Source organism: Aromatoleum buckelii, from assembly GCF_012910785.2.
Lineage (GTDB): Bacteria > Pseudomonadota > Gammaproteobacteria > Burkholderiales > Rhodocyclaceae > Aromatoleum > Aromatoleum buckelii.
In genome coordinates, this window is record NZ_WTVH02000010.1 from 1,423,148 (window position 1) to 1,449,001 (window position 25,854).

At 64.8% G+C, this 25,854-nt stretch carries 28 protein-coding genes; 15 read left to right on the top strand and 13 right to left on the bottom strand.

Annotated features, from left to right (window positions below; translation table 11 throughout):
* Window positions 1–41 precede the first annotated feature (41 nt).
* The 4 genes from GO608_RS17385 (at window position 42) to GO608_RS17400 (ending at window position 3,285) form a co-directional block, all read left to right on the top strand.
* A complete protein-coding gene (locus GO608_RS17385; protein WP_169197611.1) occupies window positions 42–887 on the top strand; it encodes a 23S rRNA (adenine(2030)-N(6))-methyltransferase RlmJ in 846 nt (281 codons plus the stop codon).
* Window positions 884–1,240, top strand: coding sequence for a nucleotide pyrophosphohydrolase (locus tag GO608_RS17390; RefSeq protein WP_169197610.1), 357 nt, complete (start codon window positions 884–886; stop codon window positions 1,238–1,240). Before GO608_RS17385 ends, GO608_RS17390 begins: the two co-directional genes overlap by 4 nt.
* Before the next feature lie 89 nt (window positions 1,241–1,329).
* Window positions 1,330–2,913, top strand: coding sequence for an inorganic phosphate transporter (locus GO608_RS17395; RefSeq protein WP_169197609.1), 1,584 nt, complete (start codon window positions 1,330–1,332; stop codon window positions 2,911–2,913).
* A gap of 42 nt (window positions 2,914–2,955) precedes the next feature.
* Window positions 2,956–3,285 (top strand): DUF3301 domain-containing protein, encoded by a 330-nt coding sequence (locus tag GO608_RS17400; RefSeq protein WP_169197608.1) that lies wholly within the window; start codon window positions 2,956–2,958, stop codon window positions 3,283–3,285.
* 24 nt (window positions 3,286–3,309) lie between these two features.
* Here the strand turns inward: GO608_RS17400 and folE are convergent, their stop codons facing one another.
* From folE to fabI, 3 genes are all read right to left on the bottom strand, one after another.
* Window positions 3,310–3,960 (bottom strand): GTP cyclohydrolase I FolE, encoded by a 651-nt coding sequence (gene folE / locus GO608_RS17405; RefSeq protein ID WP_169197607.1) that lies wholly within the window; start codon window positions 3,958–3,960, stop codon window positions 3,310–3,312.
* A 69-nt stretch (window positions 3,961–4,029) separates the two neighbouring features.
* Window positions 4,030–4,605 carry a hypothetical protein gene (locus GO608_RS17410; RefSeq protein WP_169197606.1) on the bottom strand — a complete coding sequence of 192 codons (576 nt, stop codon included), beginning with the start codon at window positions 4,603–4,605 and terminating at the stop codon, window positions 4,030–4,032.
* 16 nt (window positions 4,606–4,621) lie between these two features.
* Complete coding sequence (gene fabI, locus GO608_RS17415) at window positions 4,622–5,401, bottom strand: enoyl-ACP reductase FabI (protein WP_169197605.1); 780 nt, start codon at window positions 5,399–5,401, stop codon at window positions 4,622–4,624.
* A 152-nt stretch (window positions 5,402–5,553) separates the two neighbouring features.
* Between fabI and GO608_RS17420 the strand changes: the two genes are divergently transcribed.
* Window positions 5,554–6,054: an HAD domain-containing protein gene (locus tag GO608_RS17420; RefSeq protein ID WP_169197604.1), complete on the top strand. Its 501-nt coding sequence runs from the start codon at window positions 5,554–5,556 to the stop codon at window positions 6,052–6,054.
* Window positions 6,055–6,091: 37 nt separating this feature from the next.
* Here the strand turns inward: GO608_RS17420 and GO608_RS17425 are convergent, their stop codons facing one another.
* Window positions 6,092–7,084: a serine/threonine protein kinase gene (locus tag GO608_RS17425; RefSeq protein WP_169197603.1), complete on the bottom strand. Its 993-nt coding sequence runs from the start codon at window positions 7,082–7,084 to the stop codon at window positions 6,092–6,094.
* Between the two features lie 169 nt (window positions 7,085–7,253).
* Between GO608_RS17425 and GO608_RS17430 the strand changes: the two genes are divergently transcribed.
* The 4 genes from GO608_RS17430 (at window position 7,254) to paeA (ending at window position 11,232) form a co-directional block, all read left to right on the top strand.
* Window positions 7,254–8,042, top strand: a complete 789-nt coding sequence (locus GO608_RS17430) for a hypothetical protein (RefSeq protein ID WP_169197602.1) — start codon at window positions 7,254–7,256, stop codon at window positions 8,040–8,042.
* 14 nt (window positions 8,043–8,056) lie between these two features.
* Window positions 8,057–8,596, top strand: coding sequence for a YaeQ family protein (locus tag GO608_RS17435; RefSeq protein WP_169197601.1), 540 nt, complete (start codon window positions 8,057–8,059; stop codon window positions 8,594–8,596).
* A gap of 137 nt (window positions 8,597–8,733) precedes the next feature.
* Window positions 8,734–9,750 (top strand): hypothetical protein, encoded by a 1,017-nt coding sequence (locus tag GO608_RS17440; RefSeq protein ID WP_169197600.1) that lies wholly within the window; start codon window positions 8,734–8,736, stop codon window positions 9,748–9,750.
* A gap of 183 nt (window positions 9,751–9,933) precedes the next feature.
* Window positions 9,934–11,232: a polyamine export protein PaeA gene (gene paeA, locus GO608_RS17445; protein WP_169197599.1), complete on the top strand. Its 1,299-nt coding sequence runs from the start codon at window positions 9,934–9,936 to the stop codon at window positions 11,230–11,232.
* A 26-nt stretch (window positions 11,233–11,258) separates the two neighbouring features.
* Here paeA and amaB read toward each other — a convergent pair whose 3' ends face one another.
* The 4 genes from amaB to GO608_RS17465 all read right to left on the bottom strand — a co-directional run bounded on the left by amaB (window position 11,259) and on the right by GO608_RS17465 (window position 14,718).
* Window positions 11,259–12,767, bottom strand: a complete 1,509-nt coding sequence (gene amaB / locus GO608_RS17450) for an L-piperidine-6-carboxylate dehydrogenase (RefSeq protein WP_169197598.1) — start codon at window positions 12,765–12,767, stop codon at window positions 11,259–11,261.
* Window positions 12,768–12,839: 72 nt separating this feature from the next.
* On the bottom strand, window positions 12,840–13,121 hold the full coding sequence (locus tag GO608_RS17455; RefSeq protein ID WP_169197597.1) for a hypothetical protein: 282 nt from the start codon (window positions 13,119–13,121) through the stop codon (window positions 12,840–12,842).
* A 113-nt stretch (window positions 13,122–13,234) separates the two neighbouring features.
* Complete coding sequence (locus tag GO608_RS17460) at window positions 13,235–14,038, bottom strand: class I SAM-dependent methyltransferase (RefSeq protein WP_169197658.1); 804 nt, start codon at window positions 14,036–14,038, stop codon at window positions 13,235–13,237.
* 116 nt (window positions 14,039–14,154) lie between these two features.
* Complete coding sequence (locus GO608_RS17465; RefSeq protein WP_169197596.1) at window positions 14,155–14,718, bottom strand: DUF1415 domain-containing protein; 564 nt, start codon at window positions 14,716–14,718, stop codon at window positions 14,155–14,157.
* Window positions 14,719–14,806: 88 nt separating this feature from the next.
* On the opposite strand from GO608_RS17465, the gene ylqF reads away from it, so the two are divergent.
* Window positions 14,807–15,721 (top strand): ribosome biogenesis GTPase YlqF, encoded by a 915-nt coding sequence (gene ylqF, locus GO608_RS17470; protein ID WP_169197595.1) that lies wholly within the window; start codon window positions 14,807–14,809, stop codon window positions 15,719–15,721.
* Between the two features lie 9 nt (window positions 15,722–15,730).
* Here the strand turns inward: ylqF and GO608_RS17475 are convergent, their stop codons facing one another.
* A complete protein-coding gene (locus GO608_RS17475; RefSeq protein ID WP_247003271.1) occupies window positions 15,731–16,438 on the bottom strand; it encodes a tetratricopeptide repeat protein in 708 nt (235 codons plus the stop codon).
* A gap of 387 nt (window positions 16,439–16,825) precedes the next feature.
* On the opposite strand from GO608_RS17475, the gene GO608_RS17480 reads away from it, so the two are divergent.
* From GO608_RS17480 to GO608_RS17495, 4 genes are all read left to right on the top strand, one after another.
* Window positions 16,826–17,824, top strand: a complete 999-nt coding sequence (locus tag GO608_RS17480; protein WP_169197593.1) for a sulfate ABC transporter substrate-binding protein — start codon at window positions 16,826–16,828, stop codon at window positions 17,822–17,824.
* Window positions 17,825–17,897: 73 nt separating this feature from the next.
* Complete coding sequence (gene cysT, locus GO608_RS17485) at window positions 17,898–18,797, top strand: sulfate ABC transporter permease subunit CysT (protein WP_169197592.1); 900 nt, start codon at window positions 17,898–17,900, stop codon at window positions 18,795–18,797.
* Entirely contained in the window at window positions 18,794–19,690 is an 897-nt protein-coding gene (gene cysW, locus GO608_RS17490) for a sulfate ABC transporter permease subunit CysW (RefSeq protein ID WP_169197591.1), read from the top strand. The genes cysT and cysW overlap by 4 nt, the downstream gene beginning before the upstream one ends.
* The gene (locus GO608_RS17495) at window positions 19,687–20,757 is read left to right on the top strand and encodes a sulfate/molybdate ABC transporter ATP-binding protein (protein ID WP_169197590.1); all 1,071 of its coding nucleotides are present in this window, start codon (window positions 19,687–19,689) and stop codon (window positions 20,755–20,757) included. Before cysW ends, GO608_RS17495 begins: the two co-directional genes overlap by 4 nt.
* 100 nt (window positions 20,758–20,857) lie before the next feature.
* Here GO608_RS17495 and GO608_RS17500 read toward each other — a convergent pair whose 3' ends face one another.
* A complete protein-coding gene (locus GO608_RS17500) occupies window positions 20,858–21,418 on the bottom strand; it encodes a GNAT family N-acetyltransferase (RefSeq protein ID WP_247003273.1) in 561 nt (186 codons plus the stop codon).
* Window positions 21,419–21,595: 177 nt separating this feature from the next.
* Between GO608_RS17500 and GO608_RS17505 the strand changes: the two genes are divergently transcribed.
* A complete protein-coding gene (locus GO608_RS17505; protein ID WP_169197589.1) occupies window positions 21,596–23,707 on the top strand; it encodes a catalase in 2,112 nt (703 codons plus the stop codon).
* A 148-nt stretch (window positions 23,708–23,855) separates the two neighbouring features.
* Here the strand turns inward: GO608_RS17505 and GO608_RS17510 are convergent, their stop codons facing one another.
* From GO608_RS17510 to GO608_RS17520, 3 genes are all read right to left on the bottom strand, one after another.
* Window positions 23,856–24,080, bottom strand: coding sequence for a hypothetical protein (locus GO608_RS17510; protein ID WP_169197588.1), 225 nt, complete (start codon window positions 24,078–24,080; stop codon window positions 23,856–23,858).
* Window positions 24,081–24,134: 54 nt separating this feature from the next.
* Complete coding sequence (locus GO608_RS17515) at window positions 24,135–25,247, bottom strand: alpha/beta fold hydrolase (protein ID WP_169197587.1); 1,113 nt, start codon at window positions 25,245–25,247, stop codon at window positions 24,135–24,137.
* 224 nt (window positions 25,248–25,471) lie between these two features.
* On the bottom strand, window positions 25,472–25,765 hold the full coding sequence (locus GO608_RS17520; RefSeq protein WP_169197586.1) for a hypothetical protein: 294 nt from the start codon (window positions 25,763–25,765) through the stop codon (window positions 25,472–25,474).
* Window positions 25,766–25,854 lie beyond the last annotated feature (89 nt).

The window sequence follows — 25,854 nt, forward strand, 5'->3', positions numbered from 1 at the left end:
TGGTGTTAGCATTCGCCGCTCAGTCAGATAGCGCCGCCTTCATGCTCAGCTACCGTCACGCCTTTCATGCCGGCAATCACGCCGACGTTCTCAAGCACTTCGTGCTGATCGAACTCCTGCGCTACTTCAACCGCAAGGAAAAACCGTGGTGGTACGTCGATACGCACGCGGGCGCCGGCTGCTATGCGCTGGACAGCGAGCAGGCGGGGAAAAACGCTGAATTCTCGGGCGGAATCGGCCGGCTGTGGCAGCGGGACGACCTGCCGGACGCGATGCGTCCATATCTCGACGCGCTGGCCCAGTTCAACCCGCACGGCCGGCTGACCTTCTATCCCGGTTCGCCGGCGCTGGCAATGACGCAGTTGCGCGAACAGGACCGCATGCGGCTGTTCGAGTTGCATCCGGCCGATGTCGCGTTGCTCGGGCAGACGTTCGCGCGCGACGTCCAGCGCGTCCAGGTGCGCAAGGCCGACGGTTTTTCGGCGTTGCGCGGCCTGCTGCCGCCGCCGTCGCGCCGCGTCGTCGTGTTGATCGACCCGCCATACGAGGTCAAGGAGGATTACCGCCGCGCCGTCGACACCGTGGCCGACGCGATCAAGCGCTTCCCGGCCGGAACCTACGTCGTCTGGTATCCGCTGCTCGCGCGTACCGAGGCACGCCAGTTGCCCGAACGCCTCGCGGACCTCGGTGCCGAAAACTGGCTCGACGTGCGCCTCGCGGTGAAAAAACCGCCGCGCGATGGCTTCGGCATGTTCGGCAGCGGACTGTATATCGTCAATCCTCCCTGGGTGCTGCCGCAGACGCTGGAGGCAGTGATGCCATGGCTCGCGGGCGTGATGGGAGAGGACGGCGAGGGGGGATTCGATCTGGAGCATCACATCGAATGAGCGAACACGACAAGCTGCTTGCGCTGCGCGACGCGCTACGGGCTTTTGCGGCCGAGCGCGACTGGGAGCGTTTCCATACGCCAAAAAACCTCGCGATGGCGCTGGCGGGCGAGGCCGGGGAGGTGATCGAGCATTTCCAGTGGCTCAGTGCCGATGAGTCGGCGAACCTGCCCGAAGAGCGGCGCGCTGAAGTGGCGCTCGAGCTGGCGGACGTTCTGCTGTATCTCGTTCGGCTCGCGGACGTCTTCGACATCGACCTCGGCGAGGCGGCACAACGCAAGCTCGCGCTCAACGCGGTGCGCTATCCTGCCGACAAGGCGCGCGGACGTTCGGATAAATACGACAGGCTGTGACCTTTGCGATGCAAATTCCGTGCGTCGCAATTGGGGCATGGAATCATTTCTGAAACAATAGCCGTCTTTTTGATTACGGAATTCAGCACGTGGAGCTTCAGCACATCAGCGAGATCGAGCGGGCGACCCGGAAAGGCCGGGCGGAGCTGTTTCGTCTCGGAACAGGCCTGATTTTCATCGTCGGCGGGATGTTGTACGCCGCGATGATCGGACAGGGCGAGGGCGGAGTCATGCTCGCTGCGGCAGCCGCGGTCGGCTGCTACATGGCGATGAACATCGGCGCCAACGACGTCGCGAACAACGTCGGGCCGGCAGTCGGATCGAAGGCGCTGACGCTCGGCGGTGCGCTCGTGATCGCGGCGATCTTCGAGGCGGCTGGCGCGCTGATCGCCGGTGGCGAAGTGGTCAATACGATACGCAGCGGAATCATCGACCCGGCCAGGATTCCGGATCCGGACACTTTCGTCTGGGTCATGATGTCGGCGCTGCTCGCCGGCGCGTTGTGGCTCAACATCGCGACCGCGGTCGGCGCGCCGGTGTCGACGACACATTCGATCGTCGGCGCGGTGCTCGGCGCCGGCATCGCGGCGAGCGGGATGGGGATCGCCAACTGGGACGAGGTGGGCCGGATCGTCGTCAGTTGGGTGGTCTCGCCGCTGATGGGCGGAATCGTTGCGGCGGCGTTTCTCTACCTGATCAAGCGCAGTATCACGTACCAGCACGACATGGTCACGGCCGCCACCCGCATGGTGCCGTACCTGGTCGCATTGATGGCGTGGACGTTCGGCACCTATCTGCTGCTGAAAGGATTGAAGCAGGTCTGGGAGGTGGATTTCCTGACCGCCGTGCTGATCGGCTTCGGCTTTGCCGTTGCAGTGCTGTTTCTGGTCCGGCCGATGGTCGCCCGCCGCGCGCAGTCGATTGCCAACTCGAAGCAGAGTGTGAACCGGCTTTTCACTGCGCCACTGATCTTTGCCGCTGCGCTGTTGAGCTTCGCCCATGGCTCGAACGACGTGGCGAACGCGGTCGGCCCGCTCGCGGCGATCGTCGACGTCCTCTCCGCCGGTGCGACCGAGATTTCGCGCTCGGCGCCGATTCCGCTGTGGGTGATGTTGATGGGGGCGCTCGGGATCTCGGTCGGCCTCGCGCTGTTCGGTCCGAAAGTCATCAAGACCGTGGGCTCGGAGATCACCGAGCTCGACCAGATGCGCGCGTACTGCATCGCTATGTCGGCGACGATCACGGTGATCATCGCCAGTCAGCTCGGGCTGCCGGTAAGTTCGACGCACATCGCGGTGGGCGGCGTGTTCGGCGTCGGATTCTTGCGCGAGTACCTGAAGAGCAACTACGCGCGCATGGTCGCCGACATCAAGGCGCATCACCCGGAAGGCGACCAGGCCGCCATCGATGCGTTCCTTGCCAGATTCGAAGTCGCGCCGATCGACGAGAAGGGCCAGATGCTGCGTGAACTGAAAGCCAAGGCCAAGCAGCAGCTCGATCCGGCCCACTTCTCGAAGATGGAGCGCAAGGGCCTGCGCAAGGTGTATCGCAAGGAACTGGTCAAGCGCTCGCAGCTGATGCGCATCGCTGCCGCCTGGGTGATCACCGTTCCCGCGTCGGCGCTGATGGCGGCGATCCTGTTCTTCATGATGCGCGGCATGATGCTCGACTGAGCGCCGCGCCGCGCCTCGTTGCCGCCGTCGCCCTATCCCGCCATGTTCTCCTTCGAACTTGCCGCGCTGATTCTGCTGTGCCTGCTCGGCTGGTTCTGGCTCGACAGCATCAAGGTGCGCGAGCTGGGCATACAGGCGGCGCGCAACGCGTGCCGGCGCGAAGGGGTGCAGTTCCTCGACGAGACGGTGTCGATCAGCACGCTCCGGCTCGCCCGCGATGCGGATGGTCGCCTGCGCCTGCGCCGCGTCTATGACTTCGAGTTTTCCGCCTCCGGCGACGACCGGCAATGCGGTTCAGTGATGCTGCTCGGCAACGAAGTCACGATGCTCGATATCGGCCCCCGACGCGCCTCGGAATTCACCCTGCACTGACCCGCCCGGGCAACGCTCGCCGCCTCAGCGGCCGGGGGTCAGGCCCGAGATCGCGTGCAGGAATTCGCCGCGCAGGTGCTCGCGCGTCTCGAATTCGCCGGCGAACGCCTGTGTCACGACCCGTTCGTCGCCGCGGCGGTCTTCGCCGAGCAGCAGGCACAGCTGCTCGGCCTCGACGATGCAGGCTGCTCCCCGCGCATGGCCGTGCCGCAGCAGCGCGTCCGCGATGTCCCGCGTCATCCATTCCTGGTAAGTGAAGCGGTGCCCGATCGCGTCGACGAGGCGGGCAATACGTCCGAAGCCGTGCAGCCGGCCGCCGGGCAGGTAGGCGACGTGCGCGACGCCGCGAAACGGGACGAGATGGTGCGGGCACACGCCATGCACGGCGATGCCGCGTATCACCACCATGTCGGTCCGATCGTCGTCGAAACCGTCGCCGAGCGCCTCGGCGGGGTCCATGTCGTAGCCACCGAGCAGCCGGCGCTGCCACAGTTCGCGTACGCGGGTCGCGGTTTTTCCGGTATGCACGGCGTCCGCGGCGACGCCGCACGCGCGCAGCAGGTCATTGACGGCGCGTTCGAACGCGGCCGGATCGAAGCTCCCGGTACGGGGGATGCCGACCCCGGCGGCGGAGGGCAGCTGAGAATGCTGGTTCTGGTCGTGAAAGTCCGACATGTGGAAAATACCCCGGCGGCTGGGCTAGACATGATACGCCCGTCGATGATCGCAGCGCCAAGCCCGCGGTCAGGCGATGAACACCGGGTCGGCAAACACCAGCGTCCCGTCCTTGCGCATCATCAGGTTGTCGTCATTCAGAAGGTCGGGCAGCACCCCGTAGGCCTCGACGAAGTCCGACAGGGCCACCAGCGCTCGGGTCAGGCTGGCGCCGAGCGCCGATTCTTCGATTGCCAAGTGGTAGAGCGCGAGCCTGCCCATGTCCGCGCCGAGCTCGCTTCGTTGCACGCACGCGGCGCGGTAGAGTCCGGTCAGCCGGCCAGCGAGGGATGCGGCAGGCGTGTTGCCGCGCAGCGGATAAAGGCGCTCCATTTCGAACAGGTGCAGCGGAAAACCGGAGCCGGCGCGACCGATCACCCCGTGGTCGGCGAAGACGAGCGGAAAATGGACGCCGCGCGGCCGGTCGACGGCAGTGAGCAGGAAGACGTCCGCAGGCGAGCTGGCGATCTTGTACACACGTTCGCCGTCCTCGTGATCGAGCACGATGCTGTATTCGCCGCGGCCGATTTCCGCCCGGCCGACAAGCAGCGGATGCTGCGGGACCGGATCGGGCAGCATGATCCGCGGTCGCGCGGGATCGATCATGGCTCGCCGTCCTGCCTCAGGCCACGATGTTGTAGCCGGCGTCGACGAAATGCACGCCGCCGGTGATGAGCCTGGCGGCGTCGGAGACGAGAAACGCCGTCAAGGCGCCGATGTCCTCAGGGGTGACAAGGCTGTGCATCGGCGAGCGCTCGACGGCTGCCGCCATCAGGCCGTCGAAGCCGGCGATGCCGGAGGCCGCGCGTGTCATCAGCGGGCCGGGGGAGATCGCATTGACGCGGATGCTTTTCGGCCCGAGTTCGTACGCCATGTAACGCGTCGCCGCCTCGAGCGCCGCCTTGCACAGCCCCATGACCCCGTAGTTGGCGATGACCTTTTCGCTGCCCAGGTAAGTCATCGTCACGAGCGAGCCGCCGCCGGATTTTTCCAGCAAAGGTTCGACCATTTTCGCGAGGCGGATGAACGAATGGGTCGATACGTCCATCGCCATCGCGAAACCGTCGGCCGACGCATCGACGACGCGCCCGTGCAGATCGTCACGTTTCGCGAAGGCCATGCTGTGAATGGCGAAATCGAGCTTGCCGTGGGTCGCAGCGATGCGTTCGTACACTTCGCCCAGCGTTTCCGGGCGCGTGACGTCCATCAGGTACGCGTCGGTGATCCCGAGGCGGTGGAGGACCGGCTCGATGAATGCGCGGGTCTTGTCGTTCTGATAAGTCACGACGAGCTTCGCACCCGCCTCGACGCATGCTTCAGCCACTCCCGTGGAGATGGATTTCTCGTTGGCGATGCCGGTGATCAGGCCCACCTTGCCCGCGAGATTGACCAGTGATTTCATGAAAACTCCGTGTTGAAGCAGGTTGGTGCACTGCGGCAAGACAACCGCGAATGATTTCCGAGGTGTTCTTGCAGGTTTCTATTCATACGCTTGCGATAAATGACGCAACGCAGCATGCTACCACTGCAGCCATCTCCCGAAGCGGACAAGAAATGACCGAGACATCCTACATTTTCCTCGACTTCGACGGCGTGACCCATCCATGGGGCGAAGTCGAGGATTTTCGCTGCCTGCCGCTGATCGAAGCCGTGCTGCGTGAGTACGACGAGGCGCGCGTGGTCATCGCCTCGGACTGGCGCATGCTGTTTTCACTGTCGAAACTCGTCGGCCGCTTCGCCGAGGACATCCGTCCGCGCGTCATCGGCGCGACGCCGCAGATGATTCCGAAACATGGCGCCGAACTGCATGGCTTACGCGAGCGCGAAGCGATGGCGTGGCTGGCGCAACACGACGCGGACGTGGCGCGGACGGCGTGGTGCGCGCTGGACGACGCGCCCGGCAACTGGCTGACGCGCTCGCGGCTGTTGCTGACCGACTTCAAGAGCGGATTCACCGCAGAGGATGCCGCTGCGCTGCGCCGCATGCTCGACGGCTTTCGCGCGGGCCGCTCGCTTCCGGCATTCCGGCCGTCTTCATTTTTGCGCCGCGCGTGAGGTTTGTTGCGGCTCGACGGGCGACTTCAGGTCGCTCTCATGTGGACCAGAGCGGTCGCTCGCCCATCAGCGGGATCTGCTCGCGCAGTTCCAGGATGCGGTCCTGCCAGTAGCGCTGCGTGTTGAACCAGGGGAAGGCCGCAGGAAACGCGGGATCGTCCCAGCGGCGGGCGATCCACGCCGAATAGTGGATCAGTCGCAGCGTGCGCAGCGCCTCGATCAGATGCAGTTCGCGCAGCGAAAAATCGTGAAAGTCTTCGTACCCGGCGAGCACGTCGCCGAGCTGTCTGCTCATGTCCTCGCGCGTGCCCGACAGCAGCATCCACAGGTCCTGTACCGCCGGACCCATGCGGCTGTCGTCGAAGTCGACGAACTGCGGGCCGGGTGTCGGCGGCGACTCGCTCCACAGCACGTTGCCGCCATGGCAGTCGCCGTGCAGCCGGATCGGGGTGAACGCTCCGGCGCGGTCGAAGCAGCGTCGCACGCCGTCGAGCGCCTGCTCGACGGTGCTGCGCCACGCCGGCAGCAGGTCGTCGGGAATGAAACCGTGGGCGAGCAGCCAGTCGCGCGGTTCTTCGCCGAAACTCGCGATGTCGAGCGTCGGCCGCGCATGGTACGGCGCCAACGCGCCGACGGCGTGGATGCGGCCGAGGAAGCGGCCCATCCATTCGAGGGTTGCTGCATCGGACAGCTCCGGTGCGCGCCCGCCGACCCGCGGAAACACGGCGAAGCGCAGGTCCGCGTGATGATGCAGTGTCGCGTTGCGCAGCACGAGGGGGGCGACGGCAGGGATCTCGCGCTCGGCCAGTTCGGCGACGAAGCGGTGTTCCTCGCCGATCGCCTCGTCCGGCCAGCGCCCCGGCCGGTAGAACTTGACGATCACCATCGGGCCGTCCTCGATGCCGACCTGATAGACCCGATTCTCGTAGCTGTTCAGCGTGAGCAGACGCCCGTCGGGCATCAGCCCGACCCTGTCGAGCGCGTCGAGGATCCGGTCCGGAGTGAGATTTTCGAACGGCGGTGTAGCCATGGGCGGCAGGCCTTCGGACGAGGGACGGCTGACCATTTTCGCAGGAATCGGGCAGCGCACAAGGGCGAAGGCGTTTCCCGGTGTCCGCCTGCGCGCCATCCTTGCCCCCGGGCATTTGCCGGACGCAGTCGCGGGCCTCACAATGGCGCCCTTTTTCCGGATCTCGCGCATGACTCCCGACCCATCCGCTTCTCCCTCGCCCATTCCGCTCGACACGCTCGCGGCGCTCGCCCGGCCGGAAGTGCAAAAACTGGCCGCGCGGATGGCGCAGGACGGATTCTCGCAGGCCTTCCGGCTGACGCTGGACGAAGATGACGAGGGGCGCGTGCGCGGCGTCGAAGCGCTCGCGGCGGCGCTGCGCAACTGGGGCGCCGCGGGGGAGAGCGCGGACGCCTGCGCCCTGCGCCTCGCGCTGATCGTCGCAGGTCTCGACCAGTGGGGCGTCGCATACAGCCAGGCTTTCGGGCTGGGGGCGATCCCCGGCCTGTCCGAGCTCGTCGGCGCGGTGCGCACCGGTCTCGATCCGCAGCAGGAGGCGCGTTTTCACCAGCAGTTCGCCGCGATCGACGCGGCCGAGGGCAACGCGATCGACTTCAAGATCGAATTGCGCCGCAGCATCCATCTCGCGCTGTGGCACGCGATGATCGCCGGCGACGAGCGGGAGCAGGCGAAAGCCATTCTCGCCCACCTCGCAGGCATGATTTTCGCGTTGATCCGGGCGATGCCGGAGCTCGGCTGGCGACTCGTTGCGGACGCGCTCGCGCATATCCAGATCCGCTGCCTCGCCGAAGGCCTCGCCGCGGACGGGTTGGCGCGGGAAATGAACGAGGCGCTGTTCGCCGCGCTTTCCGCCGGATTGCCGGCGCCGCAGCACGACCGGATCATGGCCCACTCGACGCAGGCGGTGCTCGCCTGGCAACAGGCGCGGCGCACTCCGCCCGCCGGCACGGTGCACTGACCGGGGTCGGGACGATGGCGCTGAAGGCAACGATTTTCAAGGTCGAATTGACGATTGCGGACATGGACCGCAACTACTACGCCGATCACGGTTTCACGATCGCCCGCCATCCGTCGGAAACCGACGAGCGGATGATGGTGCGCATCCTGGCGTTCGCGTTGTATGCCGATCCCGCGCTCACATTCGGCAAGGGGCTGTGCGTCGATGACGAGCCGGATCTGTGGCAGCGAGATCTTACCGGCGCGATCGAGCGCTGGATCGACGTCGGCCAGCCCGACGAAAAATGGATCCGGAAAGCCTGCGGACGGGCGCGCGAAACTGTCGTCGTCAGCTACGGCCGGGCGGCGGACATCTGGTGGAACGGGGTGCGCGACAAGCTCGCGCGGCAGTCGAATCTGACAGTGTGGAATCTTCCCCCCGAGGTCGCGCCCGCGCTTGCCGCGCTGACCGCGCGCAGCATGCGGCTGCAATGCACGCTGCAGGACGGCCAGGTGTGGATCACCGATGGACGGCAGACGGTGCTCGTCGAGCCCGAGCGCAGGATGGGCGCGTGAGGATGGCCGCTGCGCAGGGATCGCGGCGACCTCTGTCCGGCTGAAACGGAAGGGTTCCGCCTGCTGCCCGGAGTCACCAGGGCTCCACCTTCGACGTTCCTTCGTGGTATTTTGAATGCATGCGAAGGAGAATCGTCATGAGGCCCTGCTTCCTGCTGCTCCCGCTCATTGGATATGCCGCCCTGGTGCCGGCCGCCGGCCCCGGCGATCCTGCCCTGTCTCCCGATACCGCCGCGCCGCCTCTGGCTGTCGATACGCAGTACGCCCGCCCCCCGGCGGCCGGAATGCCGCTCGATGACGAAGGCGTCATGGAGCAGGGGCGGCGAGGCGTGCGCGCGTTCACGGAAGGCGTCGCGCGCACTGTCGATGGCTGGTTCGGCGACATCCCGTTCGAGGAGGGCGGCAAGGTGTCCGGCAGCGTCCGCTTCAATTTTCTGGCGCGACAGGACGAAGGACTGCGCAACAACTTCCGTTTTCGTGTCCGCGTGGACCTGCCGAACGTCAAGCGGCTCGGCTATCTGTTCGTCGGCCAGGACAACGAGCAGGAGGAGGTCACTGACCAGCCGGAAACGTTCAGGCGCCAGCACCAGTTGCTGGCCGAAAGCCGCCGCGACGACCAGGCTTTCTTCGCTGGCGTGGGCTATGCGCTGCGTGAGTTCCTCGAGTTCCGCGCGGGTTTTCGTGGCGGCGTCGACGACGTGTATGCGCAGGCGCGCTACAAGAAGTTGTGGCGTTTCTCCGACCGGGATGTGTTCGGTCTGCGTGAGACGATCTTCTGGCGATCGGACGATGGCTTCGGCTCGACGCTCGCCCTCAATTACGACCATGCCTATTCGCCATCCTGGTCTTTCCGCTGGCAGGCCGTCGGCACGATCTCGGAGGAGACGTCCGGGCTGAGGTGGGGGAACAGCTTAGGGATGTTCAAGGCCTACCCTAATCTGCGCGAATCTGCACTCGAGCTGCTCGTCAACGGCGAAACGGGCCGGCGAGTGGGCGTCGGCGAATATGGCATCCGCGCGACCTGGCGACAGCCTATCTACCGCGACTGGACGTTCATCGAGCTGAGCGCCGGCCACTTCTGGCCGCAGGACGACGACGATCCCGAGCGCAGGCGCAGCTGGGCAGCGGGACTTATGGTCGAAGCGTTGTTCTGACCGCCGCGGGGAAACGGCTTTGCCGTTTCCGCCCCCGGAGGGCGACAAGAAAACTTGGGGCGGCCGGCGTTTTCTTGAGAGGCGACATTTCCGCGACGCTGTGGGGGCCGAAAGGGCCGAAGGGGGCCGTAGCGGCACTGTGGAACAGGGTCGGTGACGGGGGCGGCTTCGAGGGGGCAGTAGGTGAGTGTCACGAACCAGATTCTTGTCATTGCGCTGTTGATCGGAATCAGCGCGTTCTTTTCGATCGCGGAAATTTCGCTCGCCGCGTCGCGCAAGATCAAGTTGCGCCTGATGGCGCAGCAGGGCAATCCGGTCGCCGAGCGCGTGCTCGCGCTGCAGGAGAACCCGGGCCATTTTTTCACTGTGGTGCAGATCGGGCAGAACGCGGTGGCGATCCTCGGCGGTATCGTCGGCGAATCGACGCTGTCGCCGGCGGTCGCGCAACTGATCGGCGTGGTCTACGATGGGCCGATGCTCGAATCGGTGAGCTTTGTTTTGTCGTTCGTCATCGTCACTTCGCTCTTCGTGCTGTTCTCGGATCTCGTGCCGAAGCGCCTCGGCATGACTTCGCCCGAACGCGTCGCGATCGCCGTTGTCGCGCCGATGCGTTTCTGCGTGCTCGCGTTCGCCCCGCTGGTGTGGTTCTTCGACGGCCTCGCGAATGCGCTGTTTCGCTTGTTCAAGCTGCCGAACGTGCGCACCGAGAACATCACGTCCGCCGAGATCGTCGCGATGGTCGACGTCGGTGCGCAGACGGGCGCGCTGCTCAAGCAGGAGCGCCAGCTGATCGTGAACGTCTTCGAGCTCGACTCGCGCACCGTGCCGTCGGCAATGACGAACCGTGAAAGCATCGTCTATTTCACGCTGAACGAGACCGAGGACAGCATCCGCGGCAAGCTCGTCGCGCAGACGCATGCGAAATTCCCGGTGTGCGACAGCACGATCGACACGGTCGTCGGCTACGTGGATTCGAAGGACATTTTCGCGCGCATCCTCTCCGGCCAGAAGCTGTCCCTGCGCGCCGACCCGGTCGTGCGCAACGCCCTGGTGATCCCCGATACCCTGACGCTGTTCGAGGCGCTGGAGCGTTTTCGCGCCGCGCGCGAGGACTTCGCGATGATCGTCAACGAATATGCGCTGATCGTCGGCCTGCTGACGCTGCAGGACATCATGAACACGGTCATGGGCGAACTCGGCAGCGCGTTCCAGGAGGAACTGATCGTCAAGCGCGACGAGGATTCGTGGCTGATCGACGGCATCACGCCGATCGAGGACGTGATGCAGGCCCTCGACATCAATGAATTCGTCGGCCACGAGAATTACGAGACGATCGCCGGTTTCATGATGTACATGCTGCGCAAGGTGCCGAAGCGGACCGATTCGGTGAGCTATCGCGACTACAAGTTCGAGGTCGTCGACATCGACAATTACCGCATCGACCAGCTGCTGGTCACGCGCGCAGCGTCGCCCAGGGACTGACTGTACGGCGAAGGCATCAGCGTCGGTCACTCGTCGGCGAGACCGAAGCGGATCCCCTGGGCGAGGGGCAGCGCGCCCGAGTAGTTGATCGTGCAGGTCGCTCGCCGCATGTAGGCCTTCCAGGCATCCGAACCGGATTCCCGGCCGCCACCGGTGTCTTTTTCGCCGCCGAACGCGCCGCCGATTTCGGCGCCGGACGGCCCGATATTGACGTTCGCGATGCCGCAGTCGCTGCCGGTCGTGGACAGGAAGCGTTCGGATTCCGTCAGGTCCCGCGTGAAAATCGATGACGCAAGGCCTTGCGGCACGTCGTTGTGCAGCGTGAGCGCCTCGCCCAAGGTGCGATAGCGCAGCACATAGAGGATCGGTGCGAAAGTCTCCTTTTTCACGAGCGCAGTCTGCTCCGGCATCTCGACCAGAGCCGGGCGGCGATAGCACGCGTCCTCGCATCCCGGCACCCGGACCGTCTCGCCGCCCCACACCGTGCCGCCCGCTGCCCGCGCTTCGGCGAGCGCCTGGTCCATTTTTGCACCCGCGGCCGCATCGATCAGTGGCCCGACGAGCGTCGCCGGATCGAGCGGATTGCCGACTGTGATCCGTCCCCAGGCGCCGCGCAGGCGCTCCACCAGCCCGTCGGCGATCGATTCCTGCACAATCAGCCGGCGCAGGCTCGTGCAGCGCTGGCCGGCGGTGCCGGCGGCGGCGAACAGGATCGCGCGTTCGGTGAGCGTCAGGTCGGCGCTCGGGCAGACGATTGCAGCATTGTTGCCGCCCAGTTCGAGGATCGAGCGGCCGAGCCGGGCCGCGACGCGCGGCGCAAGCGCCTTGCCCATTGCGGTCGAACCGGTCGCCGAGAGGACCGCGACGCGCCGGTCGTCGGCAAGCAGGGTCGCGAGCTCATTGCCACCGATCAGCACTTCGAGCAGACCTTGCGGCAGCTCGTCGAATTCCGCGCGCAGCGAATCGAACAGCGCCGCGCACGCGAGTGCCGTGAGCGGAGTCCGGGGCGACGGTTTCCACACCACGCTGTCGCCGCACACCCATGCCAGCGCCGCGTTCCACGCCCACACCGCGACGGGGAAGTTGAATGCCGAGACGACGCCGACGACGCCCGCCGGGTGCCACTGCTCCATCATTCGGTGGCCCGGGCGTTCGCTTGCGATCGTCAATCCGTGGAGTTGGCGCGACAGGCCGACGGCGAAGTCGCAGATGTCGATCATCTCCTGCACTTCGCCGAGACCTTCCTGACGGATCTTGCCGGCTTCGATCGACACGAGTTCGCCGAGATCGGCCTTGTGCCGGCGCAACAGGTTGCCATACTGACGCACCATGTCGCCGCGCCGCGGCGGCGGGACCTCGCGCCAGGCGAAAAAAGCCTCTTGCGCGCGATCGAGCGCGACGCCGGCGTATGCGCAACTGTGCGGCGCGAGCCGCGCGATGACTTCTGCATCGATCGGGCTGCGCACCGGCAGCTCGCCGGATTCGAGCTCGTCCGTCGCGACGCCGAGTCGCGCGAGCAAGGGGGTGACGTCCATGGCCGATGCCTCCACGCTGGATATGTGGAGTGGACCGCCCGGTGGGCCGGAATGTTCTATCCGTTCGGGATTCTACGCAGCTGCTGTACGCCGGTAGCGGTACATCAGCTGGTCGCATTTCTTGCAGGCGACGATGCGCTGCACATCGTCGCCTTCGTGGAGCCCGAATTCGCGCGTGTCGGTCGACGTGCAGCGCAGGCACGCGGGAGTCTGCTGGTGGTGTGCGGCAAGGTATTCGTCGCGCTGCGGCAAGTCGCGCTGGGCGTCCTGCTGGCGTCGGTGGATATGCAGGACCGCAAGGCAGCCGAACAGGAAAATCGCGGCGACAAGGATCGGATACGGAAAGTTGGACATGTGGGGTGGCCGGTGGGGGAACTGCAGATTAACGCATTGTGGGGCTGCGGTACTTTGCCCAGATCAAGCGCGCCGGCGCAATTGTGCACGCTGCCCGGCCTTGCCGGCGCTCTTCAGTACGCAAAACGGCCGCGAAGCTCTTCGAGATTGAGTTCCGCGAGGATCTGCGCCAGCCGCTGCTGGGCGTTGCCCCGCGGCTGATTCGTCGCCCGCGCAATGATCAGCTCGTTCTTCATCGAATGCTCCCAGCCGACAAGTTCGGTCACCGTGAGCTGGTAGCCGTGCGATTCGAGCAGCAGGCAGCGCAGCACGTTCGTCAGCTGGCTGCCGAATTCGCGCGTGTGGAGCGGATGCCGCCAGATCTCGGACAGCGGCGTTTTGGCGAATGATTCATTCTTGTGCCGGCGCAGCGCGGCGGCGACTTCGGCCTGGCAGCACGGCACGAGCACGATGAAGCGGGCGCGCTTGTGCAACGCGAAGCGGATGGCGTCGTCGGTCGCGGTGTTGCACGCGTGCAGCGCAGTCACGATGTCGATATGTTCCGGCAGTTCGGGCGACTCGATCGAGTCCTCGACCGACAGGTTCAGGAAACTCATGCGGGCGAAGCCAAGTCGCGCCGCGAGTTCGCGCGACTTGGCGACCAGTTCGTCGCGAGTCTCGATTCCGTAGATGTGACCGCCTTCGCGCGTCTTCAGGAACAGGTCGTAGAGGATGAAGCCGAGATACGACTTGCCCGCACCGAGGTCGACGAGCGTCAGATCGCCGCGCGCGCTCACCACTTCTTCGAGCAGCGGCTCGATGAAGTTGTACAGGTGATAGACCTGCTTGAGCTTGCGCCGGCTGTCCTGGTTGAGCTTGCCGTCGCGCGTCAGGATGTGGAGTTCCTTCAGCAGTTCGATCGACTGGCCCGGCCGGATGTCGGGAAGCTGCGCAGCAGGTGGCGGTGAAGGTGCAGCTGCCGGTGCCGAGGAAGGCTGTGGCTTTCCTGTGCGCCCGCGACCCGCCGGATGCCGGCCCTTGGCGTGTGCCGCGCTCACGACGCGTCGTCCTCGCTGCCGTCGGCAATGCCGAGCGCTTTCCAGCCTTCATGGCCGAGGCGGTTCATCGTCTCGATGTTGCGCTCGGGGATCGTGTCGGCATCCGGGTACGCGGCGACCGCGCGCTCGATGCTGTCTTCGCGCAGCAGGTGCAGCGTCGGGTACGGCGAGCGGTTGGTGTAGTTCTCGATGTCGTCCTCGCCAGTGCCTTCGAAGCGGAAGCGCGGATGAAAGCTCGCGACCTGCAGGACGCCTTCGAGCTCGTGCTCGGCGACGGCTTCCTCGGCGATGCCGACGATCTCGTTGAAATCGAGGAAATCGGGGAACAGCGTCGGATGCACGAGCAGCGTCGTATCGACTTCCTCAGGATCGACGGCAGCGAGGAAATCGAGTTCGCGGTCGAGCTCTTCGAGGAACGCATCGACGTGGCGGGCGTCGCTGACGACGATGCGTACCTGGTTCTTCACATACACCGACTTCGCGAACGGACACAGGTTGAGTCCGATCACCGCCTTCTCCAGCCACTGTCGCGTCGCCGCGAGCACCTTGTCACGATTCATCCGCATTCCCTCGAAAGTTCGCCATTTTGCCCCAAGCCGCCGACGAAGGAGGCGATAATGCGCCCCTTCTCCAAGGCTTTGATTCCAGATGTCGATCCAGTGGTTTCCCGGTCACATGACTTCGGCGCGCAAGAAAGCGGCCGAAACGATGGCGCTGACCGACGTCGTCATCGAGGTGCTCGATGCCCGCATCCCGGAGGCGAGCAGCAATCCGATGATCCACGAGTTGCGCCGACACCGTCAGCGCGTGTGCCTCAAGGTGCTCAACAAGGCCGACTTGGCCGATCCTGCCGCGACGCGCGCCTGGCTCGATTTCTTCAACAGCCAAGAAGGGGTCAAGGCGGTCGCGCTGTCGTGCAAAAAACCGGGGGATGTCGCGCGCGTGCCCGGCCTGTGCCAAGCGCTTGCGCCCCACCGCAACGACGGCACCAAGCTGCTGCGCATCATGATCATGGGCATCCCGAACGTCGGCAAATCGACGCTGATGAACGCGCTGCTCAAGCGCCGCGTAGCGAAAGTCGGCGACGAGCCGGCGGTGACGAAGTCGCAGCAGACTTTCGACCTCGGCTCGCACATGACGATCACCGACACGCCCGGCCTGATGTGGCCGAAGATCGCCCACGATTCCGACGGGTTAATGCTCGCCGCGAGCCACGCGATCGGGCGCAACGCCGTCATTGACGAGGAGGTCGCGACTTTCCTCGGCGACCTGCTGCTGGAACGTTACCCGGCGCTGCTCGCGGCGCGCTACGGCATCGCGCCCGAACGCCTCGAGGCGCTGGACGGGGTCGGCGTCATCGAAACGATCGCGGCCCGGCGCGGCTGCCGGCTCAAGGGCGGCGCGCCGGATCTCGAGAAAGCCTCGCAAATCTTCCTCAACGATTATCGCAGCGGGGTGCTGGGACGAATCAGCCTGGAAACGCCCGAAAGCCGGCGGAAGATGCTGTCGGCAGCGACATCCGGTGCCTCCAGGGCCGATGGGACAGTCGGGCCGGACGCCTAGGGCGAGCGCCTAGCCCTTGCGTTCCTTGACGGCGATGGCTTCGATCTCGCCGGATTCCATTCTCGACGACTGCGCCTGTGCCTGCTTCAGCTCGTCCGCGTCGAGGCTGCGCGCGATCTCGTCGCGGTCGCGCACGGCGTCGATGTTCAGGGCCGCGGCGGCGCGGTTGAACCACACGTAGGCGAGCACCGGGTCGCGCGCGAAACCGATGCCGTCGCGGTACAGCCGGCCCAGCTCGAGCATGCCTTCCGCGTCGCCGCGCGCCGCGGCGGTGCGGATCCATTTGGCTGCCTGGTCGTAGTCCTGCAACACGCCGAAGCCGCTGCGGTAGAGTTTTCCGAGTTCCACCATCGCTCCCGGATGTTCGCTGTCTGCCGCCACCCGCAGCCAGCGAACGGCCTCCAGCGACTGCGCGCGGTCGCTCGTGGCATCGAGCAACAGCGTTTTCGCAATCCGGAGCTGTGCCGCCGCATCCCCTTCCTTGGCCGCGCGTAGCGTGTAGGGATCGATCGGAATCGGCACGCCCGGAAGGTGCTCGGCCGGAGTTTCGTCACTGGTTCTGGCGCCGACGACGATCACCACGGCGATCGCGGCCACCATCAGCAACACCGGCACGGCGAAAGAGGCTTTGTCCCACCAGGGGGACCGCTTGCGCTCCGGCGCATGGAAGCGATGCGTGCAGGCGCGGCACCGATACGGGCGCTTGCCCGTCTGCACCTGCTTTTCGCCTTCGGACTGCCATTTCGACTTGCGACAATCGGTGCTTCCGCAACTTGGGCAGGTAACAGCGGCATGAAGTGACATCGTGACTTCCCAACCTCGAAATGGCGTTCAGCAGTTGCCCGGACTGTCATTTTTCCATTTGAACAAATTATGCGTTACTCGTCTCCAAGATTCCCGCTGCGGGGCTCTTCGAGGCGGAAAAATTCGTTGTAACAACGGGTAACTACGGCGCCACTGGATATCCACAAGCCGGCTCGCCGCAGCGGGTGTTCCCCATAGTTCCATTCGTAATAAGGAAAGGGGATTTCATACATGACATCTATGGTTGGCTTCGGCTATCGTTCATGCCGCTGACCTTGCCGTTCTGCAACCGGAGTTTTCATGAACAAATTTTCCTCCCTGCTGCTCGCGGCCGGGCTTGCGCTCGCGACCGGCGCGCACGCTCAGTCGAACCTGCTCAACGTGTCGTACGACGTCGCGCGCGACGTTTATAAGGATTACAACCCGCTCTTCGAGAAGCATTGGAAGGAGAAAACGGGGGAGACCGTCGAAATCCGCCAGTCGCATGCTGGCTCGTCGAAGCAGGCGCGCGCGGTCGCGGACGGACTGGAGGCCGATGTGGTGACGATGAACCAGGCGACGGACGTCGATTTCCTCGCCGAGAAGGGGCTCGTCGCGACCGACTACGCAAAGCGCTTCCCGGACAATGCGTCGCCGTACACCTCGACGATGGTGTTCATCGTGCGCAAGGGCAATCCGAAAGGGATCAAGGACTGGAACGACATCGCGAAGCCCGGTGCCGTGCAGCTGATCATCCCGCACCCGAAGAACACCGGCAACGGCCGCTATTCGTATCTCGCTGCGTGGGGCTACGCACTGAAGCAGCCGGGCGGCAACGACCAGACGGCACAGGAGTTCGTCGGCAACTGGCTGAAGAATGCGCCGCTGTTCGGCTCCGGCGGGCGCGACGCGACGACGACTTTCATGCAGCGCAGGATCGGTGACGTGCTTGTGACGTTCGAATCCGAGGCCGAACTGATCGCGAAGGAGTTCGGCCGCGGCGGCTTCGAGGTCGTGTATCCGAGCCTGTCGATCCTCGCCGAATTCCCGGTCGCGATCGTTGAGAAAGTCGTCGACAAGAAGGGCACACGCGAGCTCGCCCGGGCCTACCTCGAATATCTGTGGTCGAAGGAAGGCCAGGAGAATGCCGCGAAGAACTACCTGCGCCCGCGTGACCCGGAGGTGCTGAAGAAATACGCTTCGGCGTTCCCGCCGATCAAGACCTTCACCATCGATGAAATGTTCGGCGGGTGGAGCAAGGCGGCCGCGACCCATTTCAAGGACGGCGGCACCTTCGACCAGATCTACGCTCAGAAGTAAAATCCGCCGTTTCGAGCGTCCGGTGGCCCGCTTAGGCGGGCCGCGGCGCTTTCAGCCTTTACTCTGCCCCTCCATGTTTCCTGCCGCTGCCAAACGCGATGGTGTCTTGCCCGGTTTCCGTCTCGGACTGGGTTATACGCTCACGTATCTGACTCTGCTGGTGCTGATCCCGCTTGCCGGCATGATTTTATTCACGGGCCAGATGTCGTGGGGCGACTTCTGGGCGACCGCGAGTAGCGAGCGTGCGCTTGCGTCCTACCGCGTGACCTTCGGCGCGTCCCTGGGGGCCGCCGCGATCAACGCGCTGTTCGGCCTGATCGTCGCGTGGGTGTTGGTGCGTTACCCATTTCCCGGCAAGCGCTTCGTCGACGCGCTCGTCGACCTGCCGTTCGCGCTGCCGACCGCGGTGGCGGGCATCACGCTCGCGACGCTGTACGCCGAAAACGGCTGGATCGGGCAGCATCTCGCGAAGCTCGGCATCCAGGTCGCGTTCACGCCGCTGGGCATCGTCGTTGCGCTGATCTTCGTCACGCTGCCGTTCGTCGTGCGCACGCTGCAGCCGGTCATCGAGGACATCGAGGCGGAGGTCGAGGAAGCCGCGGCGACTCTCGGGGCGACCCGCTGGCAGACTTTTACGCGGGTGTTGTTGCCGGGAATCTTTCCCGCGTGGCTGACCGGCTTCACGCTCGCGTTTTCGCGTGCGATCGGCGAGTTCGGTTCGGTGATCTTCATCGCCGGCAACATGCCGCTGATCTCGGAAATCACGCCGCTCCTGATTATCTCCAAGCTCGAACAATACGACATTCTCGGGGCGACCGCCCTCGCGGTCGTGATGCTCGTGATCTCGTTCGTCATGCTGCTGGTGATCAACCTGCTGCAGTGGTGGGCGGCCAGCCGCCACGCGAAGAGCCGGGACGGGGACGCGCCGGCCGATGCCGCGGACGCCCTCGCGATTGCCGGAGGGCGGCCATGACGACGCGTCGTGCCACCGCGGAGCCGCGCTGGGTTCGCCTGCTGCTGACCGCGGTCGCGCTCGGTTTCCTGTTCCTGTTCCTCGTGCTGCCGCTGATCGCGGTGTTCTGGGAAGCGTTTGCACAGGGGGCGCAAGTGTACTGGGACGCGCTGCAGGAAGGCGAGGCGCGCTCGGCGATGCTGCTGACGCTGATGATCGCGGCGCTCGTGCTGCCGTTCAACATCGCGTTCGGCGTGGCGGCCGCCTGGGCGATCGCGAAATTCGAGTTTCGCGGCAAAAGCCTGCTGACCACATTGATCGACCTGCCGTTCGCGGTGTCGCCAGTCGTCGCCGGCCTGATCTTCATCATCCTGTTCGGTGCGCAGGGCTATCTCGGCCCGTGGCTCGCCGCGCACGACATCAAGATCATCTTCGCGCTGCCCGGCATGATCCTCGCGACGCTGTTCGTGACTTTCCCGTTCGTCGCGCGCGAGCTGATCCCGCTGATGCAGGCGCAGGGCCGCGACGAGGAGGAAGCCGCAGTGTCGCTTGGGGCGTCCGGCTGGCAGATGTTCTGGCGCGTGACGCTGCCGAACATCAAGTGGGGCTTGATGTACGGCGTGATCCTCGCGAACGCGCGGGCGATGGGCGAGTTCGGCGCGGTCAGCGTCGTCTCCGGCCACATCCGCGGCGAAACGAACACGCTGCCGCTGCACGTCGAGATCCTCTACAACGAGTACAACCAGATCGGCGCGTTCGCCGCGGCGACGGTGCTCGCCTTCCTCGGCCTCGTCACGCTGGTGGCGAAGACCATTGTCGAATGGCGCATGCGCAAGGAAACCGAGATGCTGACCGCCGAACTGCCGCCCGAGAAAACCGAACTGCCCCCGTCTGTCGCCACGGAACGCCCATGAGCATCGAAATCCGCAACATCAGCAAGCGCTTCGGCAACTTCGTCGCGCTCGACAACCTGTCGCTCGACATTCCGACCGGTGAGCTGGTCGCGCTGCTCGGGCCCTCCGGCTGCGGCAAGACGACGCTTTTGCGCATCATCGCGGGCATGGAATCTCCCGACGGCGGCAACGTGCTGTTCGGCGGCGAGGAAGCGACGCACGTGCATGCGCGCGAGCGCCAGGTCGGCTTCGTGTTCCAGCATTACGCGCTGTTCCGCCACATGTCGGTGTTCGAGAACGTCGCGTTCGGCCTGCGCGTGCGCCCCCGCAAAGCGCGACCGTCCGAGGCCGAGATCCGCGAGCGGGTCATGAACCTGCTGAAGCTCGTGCAGCTCGACTGGCTCGCGAACCGCTATCCGTCGCAGCTCTCGGGCGGCCAGCGGCAGCGCATCGCGCTCGCGCGCGCGCTTGCGGTCGAACCGAAAGTGCTGCTGCTCGACGAGCCGTTCGGCGCGCTCGACACGAAGGTGAGGAAGGAACTGCGCCGCTGGCTGCGGCGTCTCCACGACGAGATGCACATCTCCTCGGTGTTCGTCACGCACGACCAGGAAGAAGCGCTGGAAGTCGCCGACCGCGTCGTCGTCATGAACCGCGGCCGTATCGAGCAGATCGGTTCGCCGGACGAAGTGTATTCGAGCCCCGCGTCGCCGTTTGTTTACCAGTTCCTCGGCAACGTGAACGTCTTCCACAATCGCATGCATGGCGGCTGGGCGGAAGTCGAGCGGGAAGGGGATGCGCCCGGAGCAGGTTCGATCGCGTTCGTGCGCCCGCACGACATCGACCTCGACGCCGCACCGATTTCGGGCGGAATGAAGGCGGTCGTCAGCCACGTGCATCGCATCGGACCGCTCGTGCGCGTCGAACTCGAGCACGAGGCGGAGACGATCGAAGTCGAACTGACGCGCGAGCGCGCCGCGAATCTCGAACTGTCGGCTGGCCGCACGGTTTGGTTCAAACCACGGCAGGCGAAAGTCTTTGCCGTCGGTGCTGCGCCCGCGCCCGCGCCAAAGCAGCCATTCCTGTTCTGATCCCGCCATGCGCTCGAGCCCGAGCGGCGCGCTCGCGGCAGCGCTACTCGACGGGGCAGATACGGTTCGCTAACCGCGCTGCTGGAAACACCGGCACCGGTCAGCGCGGGTGGCGGTAGATGTGCCAGGTCGCACCGCGAAACGGCATTTCCTTTTCGAACGTCGCGCCGACCGCGAGGGCGAGCGCGATCGATGCAGCGTTCTCAGCGTGGATGAAGCTGATCAGCGAGACGTCCGGAAGGTGCTCTTTGGCCATCGCCTGTACGGCGCGCGCCGCCTCGCTGGCATAACCCTTGCCCCAGTACCGCCGCGTCAGCGCCCATTTGATTTCGGGTTCCGGCCAGTCCTTCGGGTACCAAAGCCCGACCGCTCCCAGCACGTTGCCCGTCGCTTTTTCCTCGACGGCATACGGGCCGTACCCTCTGAGCTGCCAATGCCCGACCATGTTCGCCATCGCATACCAGCTGTCGCCTTCGGAAAGTGCGCGGCGGAAGGTGAAGCGGGTGCTTTCGGCGTCGGAGTAGTGCTCGTGGAGGAAGGGCCAGTCATCCGCGCGGAACGTGCGCAACACGAGGCGCTCGGATTCGATTCGATCGGGTACGAGGAAGGGCGAGATAGTCGGCATCGGTCTAGTGTCTTTCAAACAGCACAGCTCCCGCATGAGCCAGCTCGCGCAGATATTAGCAAGAATCGGGAACGCCGATTGCTATGTGCTGCTCGGCGTGGCCAGCCTGCATAAAGTTTTGCATGCGGTGTGCCCGCTCCCATTCGCCAGGGCCGGCTCGAGCCAACGCAAGCCTCGACGTGCCTTCGACCAGGATCCTCAAGGAGAGTGACGATGAAGAACAACGAGCCGGTCCCCGCAACTGGCAAACCGCAATCTGAACCGGAAGCTGCCGGCAGCGATGCCGGACCGGGCAATGCAGGTGAAATGCATCAGCTTGCGGGCGGGACGCATCCCGAGCTCACGACGAACCAGGGCATTCCGATCCCGGACAACCAGAACTCGCTACGAAGCAATCCGCGTGGTCCGACGCTCCTCGAGGATTTCATCCTGCGTGAAAAGATCACGCATTTCGATCACGAGCGGATTCCCGAGCGCATCGTGCACGGGCGTGGCACCGCGGCTCACGGATATTTCGAACTGACGCAGTCGCTCGCGCAATTCACCACGGCGCGGATACTAACCGAAGTCGGGGAGAAGACGCCGGTGTTCACCCGTTTCTCAACTGTTGCAGGCGGGGCCGGATCGGTCGATACGCCACGCGACGTGCGCGGTTTCGCGGTCAAGTTCTACACGAAGGAAGGCAACTGGGATCTCGTCGGCAACAACATCCCGGTGTTTTTCATCCAGGATGCAATGAAATTTCCGGACGTCGTCCATTCAGTCAAGATGGAACCGGACCGCGGCTTTCCTCAGAGTTCGAGCGCGCACGACAATTTCTGGGATTTCATTTCGCTGACGCCGGAGTCGATGCACATGATCATGTGGATCATGTCCGACCGGACGATACCGCGCTCGCTGCGCATGATCGAAGGCTTCGGCGTGCACAGTTTCCGGCTCGTGAACGAAGCCGGCGAATCGACGTTCGTCAAGTTTCACTGGCGGCCCAAGCTCGGGCTGCAATCGACGGTGTGGGACGAAGCGGTCAAGATCGCGGGCGCCGACCCCGACTTTCATCGCCGCGACCTGTACGAGTCGATCCGCGAAGGCAATTTCCCCGAATGGGAGTTCGCGGTCCAGCTGTTCACCGAGGCCGAGGCGGAAAAATTTCCGTTCGATCACCTGGACGCGACAAAACTGATTCCCGAAGAACTCGTGCCCCTCCGAGTCGTCGGACGGATGGTGCTCGACCGCTGGCCGGACAATTTCTTCGCCGAGACGGAGCAGGTGGCTTATTGTCCGGCCAATATCGTTCCCGGCATTGATTTTTCGAACGATCCGCTGCTGCAGGGCCGGCTTTTTTCCTATCTGGATACCCAGCTGCTGCGTCTCGGATCGCCGAATTTTCACCAGATTCCAATCAACGCGCCGAAATGTCCGTTCGCGAACAACCAGCGGGACGGCAAGATGCAAATGATGCAGCCGAAAGGCCGCGTCAATTACGAGCCGAATTCGCTTGCCGAAGACTCGCCCCGGGAGACGCCGAGCGTCGGCTTTCGCCATGCGCGCACAAGCGAAAGCGGAGAAAAGGGGCGCATCCGCGCGGAGAGCTTCGCTGACCATTACAGCCAGGCGCGTCAGTTCTACCGCAGCCAGACTTCCCCCGAACAGGCTCACATTGCCTATACGCTGGTGTTTGAACTCGCGAAAGTCGAACACCTCCACGTGCGGCAGGCGATGGTCGCCCAACTGCGCAATATCGATGAGGATCTCGCTCGTCGCGTCGCCGACGGCCTCGCGCTCGACCAGCTGCCGGACGCCCCAGCGCCGGCCGTCCCGGTTCAGGACCTGCCGCCGTCGCCGTCCTTGCAGATCATCGGCAAGATGAAGGACACGCTCGAAGGTCGCGTTGTCGGCGTGCTGGTCGCGGATGGCTCGGATGGCGCGCAGATCGAGGCGGTGCGCAAGGCCGCGCTCGCAGCCGGAGCGATGGTCAAGATCGTCGCGCCGAAGATTGGCGGCGCGAAGCTGGCCGACGGTACGCGGCTCAGCGCGAATGGCCAGCTTGGCGGGATGCCTTCGGTGATGTTCGATGCGATCGCGGTCGTCCTGTCCGACGCCGGTGCGCAGTTGCTGAGCGGCGAATCTGCCGCGATCGATTTCGTGCACGACGCGTTCGGCCATCTGAAAGCGATCGCTGTCGATGACGGGGGACGAGGGCTGCTGCAGAAGGCGAACATCCCCGCGGACAGCGGCATTTTCGCTGCCTCGGACATGAACGGCTTCATCGCTGCTGCAAAAACACGGCAATGGTCGCGCGAACCGTCGGTCCGGATGCTGCCATAAGAAACCACACCGGCCGGCATCGGGCCGGCCAGAGGAATCTTCGTCCTGCTCGGCGGCCCCCAGAGCCGCCGCCAAGGGCCCGGACAAGATCGGCGACTCGGCGCACCCGCAAAAACAGCATGTCCGAAGAAAACGAGGGTGAAACGCCTCACGAAAACCCGGCTCTGACGTCCGGGTTCTGGCTGATAAAGGTCGCAAGGCCGCGCCCGACAAGCGCGAGCCCTTTCATCTGCTCGATCTTTGCGGCTGCGATAGGGGGAGTCGAATAGACGTAGACGCGGGGATTGTCGCGGAACAGCACCTTCACGAAATCGTCGCCGATCTCGAACGCGGCTACTCCCGATTTTCCGCTCAAATTCCTGTAGGGCTGCATGTCGGTCTTTGTTGCCAGTCGTCGGGCAGCACAAGGTGGGAGGGAAGTCGGCGATCAGTCGCCGGCAAGCCGCCCGAGCCAGTCGAAAATCCGCGGCCAGATCAGGCGGTGGGCGTTTTCGCCGACCAGCGCGCCGACGTGCTGCAACGCGACGCCGGTGTCTCCGGGGTAGGGCATCGACTGCTTGTCCTGGCTGCCGACCTGCTCGTAGAACGCGAGGAGCGAGGCGGGCGGAATGATGTGGCTGTTCGGGTCGAAAACCGCAAACACCGGCGACGTGACGTCACGAGGGTGAATGCGCCGGTTTCCGATCGCCAGTTCGCCGCGCATGAACCGGTTGTTGCGATAGAGCTGCTCCAGGACGTCGTCGAACAGCCTGCGCGGCATCGGGAGTTCGTCCAGCGTCCAGCGTTCGACGCGCACGTGGGTTTCGAGGTTCGCGCGTGAACCCAGGCTCGCGACGAAGTCGAGATAGCGCTCGTGCGAAAACGTCTTCGGCGATACGCACAGGCTCATCAGATTGATCAGCGAACCCGGAACAGGGCGCGACGACTGAAGCAGGGCCTGCCCAGGCCCCCCGGCGTCGAGCATGCGTTTGAATGCCCTGGAGGCCTCGGCAAAATGGAGCGGCGCCTCGATCAGCACGAGGCCCTTGACGTGTTCGGGATGGCAAGCGCTGTAGAGGCCGGCGAACGTGCCGCCGAGCGAATGCCCCGCAACGAAGATCGGCCCGGACTGCGACCGAGAGCGGATTGCGTCGATGCACTCCTCGATTGCGACCAGCGCATATTCCTCGAGACCGAAGCGGGCCTCGTCGTCCTGCGCTTCGGTCCATTCGACCAGGTAGACGTCGAAACCGCGGTCGATCGCCTTGCGCACCACGCTTCGTTCCGGCGACAGATCCCAGATATACCCACGTTTGATCGGCGCCGGCACGATCAGCAGCACGGGCGACCCTTGCCGGGACTTTCCATAGACGCGCAGACGGACAGCCGGCCGCGAAAACACAACCTCGAATTCGGTTTCCTGCCGACCGAGGTTGATGCGATCGAGCATTCTGCCGGTGCGCCTTCGCATTTCGTCGAGCGATTCGAACCATCCCCGGAGCGCGGGGGGAACGCCGGGATGAACTTCGGGGGTGTCGAGGTGCACCGTGGACTCGGGCATAGGGTACCGCCTTTTGATGCTCGTGCCGGGTGCGCTGCCACGCGACCGGCCTCGCGCGAAGGAAAATGCTTCCATTGGACGGGATGTGGCACGTGCGAGTTCAGGCCACGGCGCGGCGTCATCGTCGGACGGGCAGAACTTCAATGTCGGGCACGACGACAACGTCCCGGGCGCGCCGATGCGCAGAGGGAACAGGGCTGGCAGTTTTCCCGACGTCAGCCCATTCAGCCTCTCACCCGACGCAGGCTCTCCTGCTTCTCCGGCAGGCGAAAGCGCCTCAGGATATTCTGGTAGGTACGGTGGCTCGCATGCGGGTCGTAGCAGTGGAACACTTCCTCCTGCCGGGCGCGCGCCGTGGGCGAAAGTGCATCGAGCAGGACCTGTCGTTCATGCTCGATGCACCGACGCATCCGGTCGGTGACAAACGCGAAGGGAATGGGCTGGTACAGGCCATCGTCGCGGGTCGAATGGAAGCGCGGGGCCCGGGGTACAAGTTTCTCGGGAATGTGACGGATCATGGCTGGCTCGCAGGAAGTCTCGGTCTCGCGACCCTACGGGAGGAATATGACCTCCATATTAATCAATGAAGCCGGGGGCGCCCGTGTAA